This is a genomic window from Microbacterium sp., from assembly GCF_041909575.1.
In the GTDB taxonomy this organism is placed as follows: domain Bacteria; phylum Actinomycetota; class Actinomycetes; order Actinomycetales; family Microbacteriaceae; genus Microbacterium.
This window is the reverse complement of the sequence record NZ_JAYRDE010000088.1, coordinates 1-12,560: the sequence shown is the minus strand read 5'-3', so window position 1 is coordinate 12,560 and position 12,560 is coordinate 1. Positions and strand designations below refer to the sequence as shown.

Here is a 12,560-nt window from a genome sequence, read left to right as displayed (position 1 = left end):
CAGCGGCAGCTCGGTCACCCCGACGACGAGGTCCCATTCGTGGGCATCGGCATGCGCCCGAAGACGCGCCAACGCCACGTCGACGTCCTCGGAGCCGAGGGTGAACGGCTCGCTCAGGAGCTCGATATCCCACGCACCGGGACTCTCGGCGTCGGGCGCGACGGGGTCGGTCATCCGTCGCGCCACTTCGGTCGGCGAGGCCGGATCGGCCACGATACCCACTCGAATGGACATCATCTCCGCAACGTACACCCGGCGTCGCCGAGACTGTGCTGGTGAGGGCCGCACTCGAGGCACACCAAAGGGCGGACCCACGCGCCGGTTGAGGAGCGGGGGAAACGAATTCAGGGGAGGAAGTTCTCTCGCGCGAGCGGCGCAACCTCCAGTTCCTCGGCTTCCGCACGCGTGACCCACCGAAACTCCTCGATCTCCGTCGCGATCACCGGCAGCTGATCTCCGATATCGGCCTCGAACACGTCGGCCACCACGAGGAATCCGGGCTCGTTGGCCGCCGCCGCAGTGAACGATCCGAGCGGGCGCAGGTCCGCAGCATCCACCGTCAGTCCCAGCTCTTCGAACAGCTCGCGGCTCAGCGTCTCGGCCGGCGTCTCATCGGGCTCAGGCTTCCCCCCGGGCTGCATGAAAGCCGTCGTGCCGGCCTTCCGCACCAGCAGCAGCTCGTCGCGACCGTTCACGATGACCGCCGCGGACACACGGATGCTGCGCGCCGGAGCGGGCGCCGGGTTCGAGGTGCTCACGAAGGCACGCTAACAGGAAGAGCCGAAGCCGCCCGGCGTAGAATCACGTGTGCTTCCCGATCCCTCCGAGCGTTCCGACCTGCCGCCGAGCGGCATCGACCCCGAAGATCTGGCGACCACCCTCCGGGTGCTCGGCCGCATGGCCGGTGTCGACGAGACGCATCCCGACTACATCGCCGTGCGTCGTGCGACGGCCGCGATGTTCAAGGCCGTGAAGAAGGAGCGCCGGCGCGAGATCCGCGAGGCGATCGCCGCTGCCGATCGCGCGGTCGTCGCGGCCACGGCCACCGGCGCACCCGACCGCATCGACGACGAGACGCGCGGCATCCCGATCTCGGGCTCGACCACGGCTCCGACCGCCGGCACCCTGCTCAAGCCGCGCGCCTGCTACATCTGCAAGCAGCCGTACACGGTGGTCGACGCCTTCTACCACCAGCTCTGCCCCACCTGCGCGGCGATGAGCCACGCGAAACGCAACGCGCGCACCGACCTCACCGGCAAGCGCGCACTGCTCACCGGCGGCCGCGCCAAGATCGGCATGTACATCGCGCTCCGGCTGCTCCGCGACGGCGCGCACACGACGATCACGACCCGCTTCCCGCGCGATGCTGTGCGCCGTTTCAGCAGCCTGCCCGACGCGCCGGAGTGGATCGACCGCCTCAAGGTCGTCGGCATCGATCTGCGCGATCCGGCCCAGGTGATCGGACTGGCCGAGGATGTCGCGGCCGCCGGTCCGCTCGACATCCTGATCAACAACGCGACGCAAACCGTGCGCCGCTCCCCCGGCGCGTATCAGCCGCTCGTCGACGCGGAGCTGGCTCCCCTGCCGGATGGCCCGCTCCCGGAGCTCGTCACGTTCGGCCACACCAACGACCGTCATCCGCAGGCCCTGGAGCGCTCGGTGACCGCGCACCCGATCCTCGCCGCCGCCGCCGCGCGCGCCGAAGAGCTCACCGAACAGGCGATGACCGCGGGGTCGAGCTCGCTCGAGCGTCTCGCCTCCGGCACGGCGATCGACGCCGGCGGGCTCATCCCCGACCTCGACCACACGAACTCGTGGGTGCAGAGCGTCGACGAGGTCGATCCGCTCGAGATGCTCGAGGTGCAGCTCGCGAACACCACCGCGCCGTTCCTGCTCGTGTCGAAGCTGCGCAGCTCGCTGGCGGCAAGCCCCGCGCGACGCACCTACGTCGTGAATGTGAGCGCGATGGAGGGTGTGTTCAATCGCGGCTACAAGGGTCCGGGGCATCCTCATACGAACATGGCCAAGGCGGCCGTCAACATGCTCACGCGCACGAGCGCGCGCGAGCTGTTCGAGACCGATCGCATCCTCATGACCAGCGTCGACACGGGCTGGATCACCGACGAGCGCCCCCACCCGACCAAGGTGCGCCTCGCCGAGGAGGGCTTCCACGCTCCGCTGGACCTGGTCGACGGCGCGGCTCGCGTCTACGACCCGATCGTGCGCGGCGAGGCCGGCGAGGACCTGTTCGGCGTCTTCCTCAAGGATTACGCCCCGGGCCAATGGTGAACCTGCCCGAGCCCGGCCATCGCGTGGTCGTGCGCTACATTCTGCCGACGGGGCAGGCAACCGACGCGCTGGGTGAGCTTCTGAGCACGGATGCTGAGACCATCACGGTCGACGGCAAGCGCGGCGTCGAGCGCATCCCCCGCGGAGCGATCATCGCCGCGAAGGAGGTCCCTCCCCCGCCAGCCCCTCGCCCGCGGCGCCATCCGTCGTCCCCGGCGTGAACGGCGCACTCAGCGTTCCGGTCGTGGGCTGAAAGACGAAGCCCCCGCTCGACGAGGTCGGGCGGGGGCTCGCTTTGGTATTTCAACGATCGCGGGTGCTCATAATCAACATCCTTCCGTCGGGAAGATCGAGGATAACGAGCGATCGCCGGCACGGCAACACCCTCTCGCGCGGTTCTTGCGTCCGCCTCTGGCCGCTGCTGTGCAATTCGCGATAGAACGGGTCCATGGGATCCCCGCTGCTGTTGGGGCCGATGCTGCGCTATGTCGATGAGACGTCGGCCAGCATCTGGGTGGAGACGCGAGCCGACTGTCTGGTGAGCGTCCACGCCGAGGGACGATCGTGGCAGGCCCGAACCTTCTCGGTGCACGGCCACCATTACGCCCTCGTCGAAGTGGACGGGCTCGAGCCCGGCAGCGTCTCGCCGTACGGAGTAGAGATCGACGGGGTTTCTGTGTGGCCCGACCCGGACTCCGAGTACCCAGCATCCGTGATCGCTACGCGCGCGCCCGGTCGACGGCCGCAGATCGCCTACGGATCGTGCCGCACCAGTGTCCCCCATGACCGAGCAGGCAATCGCACCCATGGCGTCGACTCGCTGCGCGCCTTTGCACTTGCCGTCGCCGACGGTAGCCAGCCACGACCCGACCTGCTGCTCTTCCTCGGCGACCAGGTCTACGCCGACTCGACGACGAAGGAGATGCAGGCGTTCATCCGCAGCCGTCGCGACATCCACCAGGAACCGGGCAAGGAGCTCAAGGACTTCGAGGAATACGCCCACCTCTACCAGTTGGCATGGTCGGATGAAGCCAATCGCTGGCTGCTCTCGTGCGTGCCGACCGCCATGGTCTTCGACGACCACGACATCCGCGACGACTGGAACGCCTCGCTCGACTGGAAGAAGAAGATGGAGGCCACCTCGTGGTGGCACGAGCGCATCGTCGCCGGGCTGGCGTCGTACTGGGTATACCAGCACCTCGGCAACCTGTCTCCCCGAGAGCGTGCCGCCGACGAGTTGTGGCAGCAGGCCGCCGGGGGTCCCGACACTGCTGCTTCCCCCGACCTCACTGCTGCGCTGGACGAGTTCGCCGACCGTTGCAACGAGGATCCCACCAGCTACCGCTGGAGCTACTGCCGGGATTTCGATGGATCGCGACTGATCGTCCTGGACTCCCGCGCCGCACGAGATCTCACGCCGTCGGATCGCGGGCTGTTGAACGCTCAAGAGCTCGCGTGGTTCGACGACCATATGCAGGGCGGCTTCCGCCATGTTCTGGTCGCCACCTCGCTTCCGTTCCTCCTGCCGACGGGACTGCACCACGTCGAGGCATGGGATGAGGCGATCGCACAGGGCGCGTGGGGGCGACCGGTCGCGCGGATCGGGGAACGGCTGCGGCAGGCGGTCGACCTCGAACACTGGGCGGCGTTCCAGAACAGCTTCCAGGCGGTCGCCGCGATCGCGACGGAGCTCGCAGACGGCGACCGCGGCCCCTCGCCGCTGACGGTGACCTTCCTGTCCGGTGACGTGCACTTCTCCTACCTGGCCGAGGTGGAGCGTGACAACGGCGCCCGCATCGTGCAGGCCGTGTGCTCACCGATCCGAAACCCGTTGCCCCGCTTCATGCGCTGGTTCTCGGTGGTGATGTCGTATGGCGCAGCAACGCCGCTGGGCGCCGCAGCCGCGCAATCTGCAAAGGTTCCCGACCCGCCCTTCCGGTGGAAGACAGTGAAGGGTCCGTGGTTCGACAACAATCTCGCGCTGCTGCAGGACGGACCGGATGGGCTCACCATGACATGGCACACCGGAGTGGTCGAGGACGGAGACGAGCGGCATCCTCGTCTCGAAGAGGTGGCATCCATCACGGTGCCGGCGGAGAGAGACTCCAAGGTGTCGTCCTGATCGGCTGACGATCTCTGGTCGCGGCGGTCACGAACGGCCCGACGCTCGTGGGCACGATCTACGGCGTGAACTTTCGTCTACATGCCCGAGCTCGACTGGGTGCTCGGCTATCCGATGGCGCTCTCGCTCATGGCCGCGACGAGCGCCGCGCTCTACGTGACGTTCGAGCGCCGCCACTGGCTCTGATACCGGGGTTTCGGGGCATCCTCGTCGAAATCCGAGGAGAAACGTCGACGGCGGGCCCCGTGAGGTCTTCTCTCCCGGCGTTTCTCCTCCGTTTCGACGGCGAGGGCGTCAAGGCGGCGGGAGAAATCGGCCTCGGTGGCCGGTGACGGCGCCTGGCGCGCGAAAATCTCCCGCACGTTTGACGTGAACGCCCGCACAGGCCCGAGTTCACGCCCGAGTGGCAGGAGGGACGGGACCAGGCGACGACGGTGTTGCCGCAGATACGCAGACGGCGGTGGCGGGCACCTCGACGAAGCAGTCCGGGCACAGCACGCTCGGACGCTCGACGGCGGGGGTGCTGCGGCGCGGCGCGGCGCTCGCCCGAGGAACTGCGACGCGGGTCGACCGTGGGCGTGAGGCGCGGCGGCGCAGGACGGTGCACGAGGCAGTAGAACCGCACATAGCCGCTGTGGTTCTTCGGATCGCGCGAGCCGGCCGCTTCTGCGGAGGGCTACGAGTCGTCCGCGAGGATACGGTCAAGTGCGGCGAGAGAACTCTCCGCCTCTCCTGCTGGGTCGTGGGAACCGGAGGCGTCGGCGAGGGTGAGCATTGTCTTCCACAGCGCCCATGCTCGGCCTCTAGCCCAGGTCGACTCATCCCATGGCATCTCGTCGCGGAAGACCTCGCGCGCTGGTTCGTCCAGCACGGTCCACGCGATTGCCAGGTCGCACGCGGATCGCCGACTCCTGAAGTTCCGAAATCGATCACGGCACTGAGGCGCCCGTCACGCATCAACAGGTTGCCGGGCGCGACATCACCGTGAAACCACACCGGTGGCGCGGTGATCTCGGTGACCATCGCGCACGCCCACACCGCCCGCGCCGCTGCGGAGTCGATTCTTCCTTCCAGTTGAACAAGGCATCGCTGCACGTCGGCGTCGTACACACGCGGGTGCGCTCCTCGCCAGAAGGTGTGCGGACCGGCTGGCGGCGCGCGATGGGCGTCCACCGTGGCGAGTGCCGTGAGGAATCGACCGAGGTCGGACGCGAACACTGTGAGGTCGATGTCGGTCGTCGTGGCGGCGGGCGTCCCCTCGATCCATCGGTAGACCGACCAAGGGCGTTCGAACTCCTTGGTCGGCTTGCCCTGAGCGACCGGCACGGGCACCGGCAGGGGAACTCCTGATGCGATCACCGGCAACCAGCGCTGCTCCTTCGCCACGGCCGCGGCGTACCCGTCCGCACTCGGCAAGCGCACCAACAGCTCATCGCCGAGGCGAAACGTGCGGTTATCCCAGCCGCCGGGAAGAACCTGACGAAGATCCAGGCGATGCCAGAACGGGAACTGCTCGTCGACCAGTCGCCGCACGAGTGCCTCGTTGATCTCCATCTTCCCACCCTGCTTCACGGCTGCCCTGCGACCATTCCGAACGTATCCCGATCCCAATGCGGCGGCAAAGTTGCCGGGCCTCGGGGCAACGCCGATTGCCCGCTGAGCCGAGTATTGTCAGCGGATGGCGATCTGGACGCAGGAGTTCGACGGTCCTGCGGGGAGCGCGCCCGACCCGTCTGCGTGGATCGCCGAGCTTGGCGGTGGCGGGTGGGGCGATGATCAGCTCCAGAGCTACACGCGACCACCAGCGAACGCGTACCTGACGGGAAGCGGCCAGCTCGCGATCGTCGCCCGCGAAGACCCCGCCGTGCCCGGCGGCATCTCATCGGCGCGTCTGACCACGCGCGGACTCGTCTCCTTCCAATATGGTCGGATCGCCGCACGGATGAAGGTTCCGTCAGCTGCAGGCACATGGCCTGCGTTCTGGATGCTCGGCACCGACATCGACACGGTCGGCTGGCCGGCCTGCGGCGAGATCGACGTCATGGAACACGTCGGCAGTGATCCGACGGCCGTGCACGGAACCGTGCACGGCACGGGTTATGCCGGCATCGGTCACGGCGTCGGTCACAGGTTCGATACCGGTTCACCTCAGTCGGACGACTTCCATACCTACTCCGTCGACTGGAAACCGGGATCCGTCAGCTGGCGTTTCGACGGGGACGAGTACTTCCGCGTCACAGCGGAGCATGTTCCTGGACCGTGGCCCTTCGAGAAACCCTTCTTCCTCGTGATCAATCTGGCGATCGGAGGTAGATGGCAGGGAAACGAACCGGATGCCTCGACGCTGCCGGCCGAGCTGCTCATCGACTGGATACGCGTGGCCGACTCCGAAGTAAAAAGAGCCGCCATCGCGACCTGAACTGATCTAAGCAGCGGTCGGACTGGAGCATGCGACACCCTGGTCGTCGTCCTGGAGGACTGAACCGCGCCGAGGTAGCCGCGCAAGCGGACCCCTAAGCAAACACTGGCGACAGGAATCGTCGCTCGTAGCGGCGGATACACCTGGTACGTCGCGCGAGTTCGAATGCTTCCTGACACCCCGGGTCGGTCATCGACGCCGTCCGGTAGACCTCATACTCGGCGAGCGACGGAAAGGTGAACAACGCGAACGCTTCGTCGCTGTCCCCCTCGCTCGGCATGAAGTAGCCGTGGTGGGTTCCGCCGAACTCGTTGACAAGTCGGATCCACGCGCGGCCGTACTCGGTAAAGTCGTCGATCTTCTCTGGATCGATCTCATAGCGAAGATGAACTGTGATCATCGAGGGTCCTTTGCAATGAGGTGCTCTCACGAGTCTTGTCGATGAGAAAGCAGCCCGACGGCGATTGCCGTCCCGTGCGCGAAGAGCGGCGGAGAGAGCTCGGAAGTTGGCAGAGCGGGAGCCCGCTGAGCGACCCGGCATGTGCGAATTCGGTCGCGGTTGAGTCGGCCATCCCCGAGGCCCTTCCACGAGGGCGAGCAACCGAGCAGGATGGGGTTGTCATCCGTGAACGACAAGGGGGTCAGGATGAGTGTTTACCGAGTAATCGACGTCATCGGCACGAGTGCGTCGTCATGGGAAGAAGCGGCCCGCGAAGCCATCAGCACCGCGGGAGGGACTCTGCACGACCTTCGAATCGCAGAGGTGGCGAAACAGGACATCGTCGTCAGCGATGACGGGACGCTTCTGTTCAGGTCCCGGATCCAGCTTTCGTTCAAGTACACGCCTGAATAGACCGACGCCGAGGTCACAGGGCGCACAATCGCGGCACGGAGTGTGGCGGTGTTGAGAATCGCACCGTCTCCGGCCGCGCGCCGCTATGGCGTCCACCACGGCCGCAGCGGAAGGTCGGCATCGTCGCTGTTCCCCCGGGAGTTGACGGCCAGAACGTGGTGCAGCTCGATCCCGCCCGATTCGAAGGCGAGCCGTGATCCGGCCATGTAGAGGCCCCACACCTTCGCAGCGGGCAGTCCGATCTCGGAGACCGCTTCGTCCCAGTGCTCGACCAGGTTCGCGCACCAGTCACGGAGTGTCAGCGCGTAGTGGGGGCGCAGGTTCTCCTCGTGCAGAACTTCGAGACCGGCATCCTGTGCCTCGGTGATGATGCGACCGGAACCGGTCAGCTCGCCGTCCGGGAAGACATAGCGGTCGATGAACCCCCGCGCCGCGGGCTCGGTCTTGTTGTCACTGCGGGTGATGCAGTGGTTGAGAAGCAGGCCGCCCGGGCGTATGCGGGAGCACAGGAAGCGGAAGTACGCCGGGTAGTTGCGCACCCCGATGTGCTCGAGCAGCCCGATCGACGACACCGCGTCGAAACCGGTCTCGGCGATGTCGCGGTAGTCGCCGTACCGCACCTCAGCGTGCTCCAGCCCTTCGTCGGCGATGGCGCGCTGCGCCCACCCGGCCTGCTCGTGCGACAGCGTCACTCCGAGGGCGTGCACGCCCCGACGAGCGGCGTAGCGCACCATGCCGCCCCAGCCGCAGCCGACGTCGAGCAGCCGGTCGCCCGGCTTCAGCCGCAGCTTCTCGAATACGAGCCGGTACTTGTTCTCCTGCGCCTCCTCCAGCGAAGCGTCGAGCTGCGGGTAGCACGCGCACGTGTAGGTCATCGACGGGCCGAGCACCCACTCGTAGAAGATGTTCGACACGTCGTAGTGGTGGTGGATCGCCTCGGCATCGCGCGACTTGCTGTGCCGCAGGCCACCGGCGATGCGCCTCCAGCGCGGGGGTACTTCCTCCGGCGGCGGCGCGACCGGGCGCAGATGCTCGACGCCGATCGAGCGGACGATCCGGGCCATGAGCCGCGGCGATGGTCGCGTGAACTCGAGGTTCTCGAGCGTCTTGAGCAGCGGGTACGGGTCGCCGGGGTGCACACCTCGGATGTCGAGATCGCCGGCGATGTAGGCGCGCGCGAGCCCGAGATCGCCGAACCCGGTGACGAGATACGTCGTGCCGCGGGGCGTCTTCAGGTCAAGGGCGAAGGGCGCGTCGGGAGGGCCGGCCGTGCTGCCGTCGTACGCGGTGAAGCGCAGCGGCAGCCGGCCCGCCGTGAACGCCTCGAGCACCTCGGCGAGCGTGAGTCTTCCGGACTCCGCGTCGGCCGTGCCGGCCGCGTCGCCATCGGCCGAGGCGTCCGCCCGTTCCTTGGATGTGGTCATCGTCGTTGCACAGCCTTCTCATAGAGGTCGAGCAGTCGCCCGTCGGGGTCGTACCGCATTTTCGCCGCTCGATAGTCCGCCCCGCCGTAGAGCGAGTCGAATTCCTCCCGCGAATAGAACGCGTCGGAGTACAGCGATTTATGCCCGTCGAGCTCGGCCACCTTCCGCTCGATCAGCCGGTTCGTCTCGCCTTCAGTCGCCCCGACCGGCACGGTCGACCAGAAGCCGACGTTGACGTAGGTCTCGGCTGGGTGCAACGGGTAGAGCGGCCACTCGTCATGGCCGCGCAATCCCAGCGGACAGAGCCAGATGGGCGTGATGGGCACGTTCCCGAGGAACCAGTCGATGAATTCGGCGCACCGGGCGATCGGCACTTCGACGTCCTGGATCACGCGCTCGCGCGCGGGGCGCCCGTGCAGCTTCTCGAGGCGATCGCCGATGTCGAATCGGCGTTCCAGCCGCATGAGCCTGCTGTACGTGGCGCTGCGGAGGTACCGTCGGGGCCACACGCGACGGACGAGGGGATGCTGCGCCCCGAACGCCGCCGAGCACCAGAACCAGTCGGTGTCCCACCGCCAGAGGTAGTCGTGGATGGTGAGCCGGTCTGCTTTCCCGGCGTCGTCGTGCTGCATGGACCGGTAGTAGATGTGTCGACCCGTGTAGTCGCTGACGGGGCCGGGCGCGGAGCTCTGGGTCCCGACGCACAGGTAGCTCTCGTCGGCGCTGAAGACCACGCCGTCGAGATAGTCCACCGGCACGTCGTCCAGCCGACGCGTTGCGACGACGCGGCCCATTGCCGCCATCAGGTCGGCGATCGTGTGAAAGCGCACGTGGCGGAGGGTCACGAACGGCTGGACCGTCTCGAGTTCGATGCGCAGACGCACCGCGTAGCCGAGCGTGCCGTAGGAATTGGGGAACGCCCGGAACAGGTCGGCGTGCTCGCTCGGGGATGCCGTGATGACCTTTCCCGCGCCGGTGAGGATGTCCATCTCGAGCACCGACTCATGCGGCAGCCCGCTTCGGAACGACGTCGACTCGATGCCCAGGCCCGTGACTGCGCCGCCGAGCGTGATCGTCTTCAGTTGCGGCACGACGAGGGGAGCCAGCCCGTGCGGCAGTGTCTCGGCGACGAGATCCTCGTAGGTGCACATGCCCGCGACGTCCGTCGTGCGACCATCAGGATCGACGCGGATGACTCCCGTCAAGCCCGACGTGTCCAAGCCTGGGGCGGCTGTTTCCGAACGCGAGCGGAACAGGTTCGAGGTGCGCTTGGCGAGCCGGACCTGCGCGTCCGGCGGCAGCGCCCAATAGCTCTCGAGCAGGCGCCGCACGCCGGCGGCGTGCGCGGTGCGGGCGTCGGTCGCGGGTGCGGACACGACCCCACGCTAGTCCGCGGCGGGGTTCGGGTGAAGGATCCCGCTCCCCGCCGATCTGGTCGTTCGCGCCCCCGCCGTGCTCGTGTCGAATTCGTTGCCGAGGGGGGCAAGCAGGGGCCTGAAGCCCCACGTCGCGTGCGCCAGGGGGCCCTAGTTGTATTGACGGCACGCCGACCGACCCATGGCGCTGGTCTGACTCGGCTCCAGTCCCCGGGCGGGTGTCTTGTACCCCAGGGGGCGTGGGAGTACGATGCGCGTGTCATCGACCGGTCAGCTTCCACCCGTGAAGCGAGGTCACCATGCTCTACCGCGTCGCGCTCGAGTCGATCTCCTGCCAGCCTCTTCGTGGCGCCGACCGTTATGGAGACGCAGTCGCCGTGGAGGCGCATTCGCCGTCCGTTGCGATGGGCCCACTCTCGGCCGAGCCAGCGACCATCTTGGTTGAGTTTCTCACCCGCCAAAGACCTGCGAACTGAATGGTGACGTCACGAGTCGCGAGCGCCGTTGCTTCGCTGCCGTGGCCTGCGAGAAGAAAGAAGGACGCATCATGCGACCACAACAACACGAGCGTGCACTGGGCACGTTCGTGCTTACCGCCATCATCGCGCTGACGGCAACAGCGCTCGGAACCGGGCCCGCCGCCGCACAGCCGGAGCATTCCGACGTAGTGCGAGTCTGGAATCTCCACGCTTCGGACGCACTGATAAATGCGGCCACGGCGGTCACTCCCGGGGCTGGGCAGGCGCCACCCGTCTCGCAACTTCACCTCGCGATGGTGCAGGGTGCCGTGTACGACGCGGTCAACTCGATCGTCGGCGGATATCAGCCCTATCTGCCTGACCTTCCGCCGGCGCCGCGGTCGGCGTCACTGGACGCCGCCGTCGCCACCGCAGCGCACGACGTGCTGATCGGGCTGGGGATCCCACCCGCACCGCCGTTGCCACAGGTGGTCCTAGACCGCCTCGAGCACCTCTATACCGCTGAGCTCGAGAGCATCGCCGACGGCGATGCAAAAACCCAGGGCGTCGCGGCAGGGGCAGCCGCCGCAGCGGCCATGCTGGAAGCCCGGACGGATGACGGCCGTTTCGACCCATCGTTGTCGTGGGATGTCGGCACGCTCCCCGGCGAGTGGCGACCGACTCTGCCATCGTTTGCCAACTCCCTTGCGTGGGTGGGCGCGGTCGAACCGTTCACGCTTGAGAGCACATCGCAGTTTCGGACGAAAGGGCCGAAGGCGCTCACCAGCGGAGCCTATGCGAGGGACTACAACGAGGTGAAAGATCTCGGAAGGGCACTGAAGGACCTTGCGGAGCCGAGTCCACGCACTGACGAGCAGAACAAGGTCGCCGACTTCTACACCGTGCATCCGCAGGAGCTGTTCAACCGCACCTTCCGGGTGATCTCCGAAACCCAAGGACTCACCGTCGCCGAGGAAGCCCGTCTCTTCGCCATGTTGAATCTGACCACGGCAGACAGCGTCATCAATTGTTTCGACGACAAGGCGTTCTGGAACTTCTGGCGCCCCATCACCGCGATCCAGGAGGGCGACAATGACGGCAACCGCAAAACCGTCGGCGATCCCGCTTGGATGCCGCTCGTCGGCAATCCGCCGTATTCGGATCACCCGTCAGGTTACAACTGCGTCTCGGCCGCATACATGCACGCTGCTCAGGCCTTCTTCGGCACGAACAAGATGGAGTTCAGTGTCGTCAAGATCGCCGGCGCGCCCGAGATGAAGCGCGACTATACGCGCTTCACCGACGTGGTCGAAGACACCATCGATGCCCGCGTGTACCAAGGTCTCCACTTCAGGGGGGCCGATGTCCAGGGTGCGGGGATCGGCAAGAACGTTGCCCGGTGGGTTGACCTGCACTTCTTTCAGCCAGTGAGATGACCCGATCCGCCCGGCGAGCCACGAGCTCGGCGGCACCTACACCGTCATCGGTGCGGCCCACGGCCTAGCCCGGCAACTCGGAAGTCGGATGTTCGAGGATCTCCTCAAACGAGCGGTGGGGCCCCCTCCCCCGGGGCATGAAGGCGGTCAGGGCGGCCCCCCGCGCACCCCCCGCGCGCAGCC

General features: G+C 67.1%; 11 protein-coding genes. 6 read left to right on the top strand and 5 right to left on the bottom strand.

Annotation, left to right across the window (positions count from 1 at the left end):
• Nucleotides 1-344 precede the first annotated feature (344 nt).
• Nucleotides 345-758 (bottom strand): NUDIX domain-containing protein, encoded by a 414-nt coding sequence (locus tag ACE3O1_RS11850; RefSeq protein ID WP_374315273.1) that lies wholly within the window; start codon nucleotides 756-758, stop codon nucleotides 345-347.
• Between the two features lie 49 nt (nucleotides 759-807).
• On the opposite strand from ACE3O1_RS11850, the gene ACE3O1_RS11845 reads away from it, so the two are divergent.
• The 3 genes from ACE3O1_RS11845 (at nucleotide 808) to ACE3O1_RS11835 (ending at nucleotide 4,411) form a co-directional block, all read left to right on the top strand.
• Nucleotides 808-2,289 (top strand): SDR family NAD(P)-dependent oxidoreductase, encoded by a 1,482-nt coding sequence (locus ACE3O1_RS11845; RefSeq protein ID WP_374315271.1) that lies wholly within the window; start codon nucleotides 808-810, stop codon nucleotides 2,287-2,289.
• The gene (locus tag ACE3O1_RS11840; protein WP_374315269.1) at nucleotides 2,283-2,510 is read left to right on the top strand and encodes a hypothetical protein; all 228 of its coding nucleotides are present in this window, start codon (nucleotides 2,283-2,285) and stop codon (nucleotides 2,508-2,510) included. The genes ACE3O1_RS11845 and ACE3O1_RS11840 overlap by 7 nt, the downstream gene beginning before the upstream one ends.
• 227 nt (nucleotides 2,511-2,737) lie before the next feature.
• Entirely contained in the window at nucleotides 2,738-4,411 is a 1,674-nt protein-coding gene (locus ACE3O1_RS11835) for an alkaline phosphatase D family protein (RefSeq protein WP_374315267.1), read from the top strand.
• A gap of 393 nt (nucleotides 4,412-4,804) precedes the next feature.
• Here the strand turns inward: ACE3O1_RS11835 and ACE3O1_RS11830 are convergent, their stop codons facing one another.
• Nucleotides 4,805-5,965, bottom strand: coding sequence for a phosphotransferase (locus tag ACE3O1_RS11830; RefSeq protein WP_374315265.1), 1,161 nt, complete (start codon nucleotides 5,963-5,965; stop codon nucleotides 4,805-4,807).
• A gap of 124 nt (nucleotides 5,966-6,089) precedes the next feature.
• Between ACE3O1_RS11830 and ACE3O1_RS11825 the strand changes: the two genes are divergently transcribed.
• Nucleotides 6,090-6,830: a family 16 glycosylhydrolase gene (locus ACE3O1_RS11825; protein WP_374315263.1), complete on the top strand. Its 741-nt coding sequence runs from the start codon at nucleotides 6,090-6,092 to the stop codon at nucleotides 6,828-6,830.
• Between the two features lie 94 nt (nucleotides 6,831-6,924).
• On the opposite strand, the gene ACE3O1_RS11820 is transcribed toward ACE3O1_RS11825, so the two are convergent.
• The gene (locus tag ACE3O1_RS11820; protein WP_374315261.1) at nucleotides 6,925-7,230 is read right to left on the bottom strand and encodes an NIPSNAP family protein; all 306 of its coding nucleotides are present in this window, start codon (nucleotides 7,228-7,230) and stop codon (nucleotides 6,925-6,927) included.
• 225 nt (nucleotides 7,231-7,455) lie between these two features.
• On the opposite strand from ACE3O1_RS11820, the gene ACE3O1_RS11815 reads away from it, so the two are divergent.
• Entirely contained in the window at nucleotides 7,456-7,683 is a 228-nt protein-coding gene (locus ACE3O1_RS11815) for a dodecin family protein (RefSeq protein ID WP_374315259.1), read from the top strand.
• 83 nt (nucleotides 7,684-7,766) lie between these two features.
• Here ACE3O1_RS11815 and ACE3O1_RS11810 read toward each other — a convergent pair whose 3' ends face one another.
• On the bottom strand, nucleotides 7,767-9,107 hold the full coding sequence (locus ACE3O1_RS11810; protein WP_374315257.1) for a class I SAM-dependent methyltransferase: 1,341 nt from the start codon (nucleotides 9,105-9,107) through the stop codon (nucleotides 7,767-7,769).
• Nucleotides 9,104-10,483, bottom strand: coding sequence for an FAD-binding oxidoreductase (locus ACE3O1_RS11805; RefSeq protein ID WP_374315255.1), 1,380 nt, complete (start codon nucleotides 10,481-10,483; stop codon nucleotides 9,104-9,106). Before ACE3O1_RS11805 ends, ACE3O1_RS11810 begins: the two co-directional genes overlap by 4 nt.
• Nucleotides 10,484-11,000: 517 nt before the next feature.
• Here ACE3O1_RS11805 and ACE3O1_RS11800 point away from each other — a divergent pair.
• On the top strand, nucleotides 11,001-12,377 hold the full coding sequence (locus ACE3O1_RS11800) for a hypothetical protein (RefSeq protein ID WP_374315253.1): 1,377 nt from the start codon (nucleotides 11,001-11,003) through the stop codon (nucleotides 12,375-12,377).
• Nucleotides 12,378-12,560: the final 183 nt, after the last annotated feature.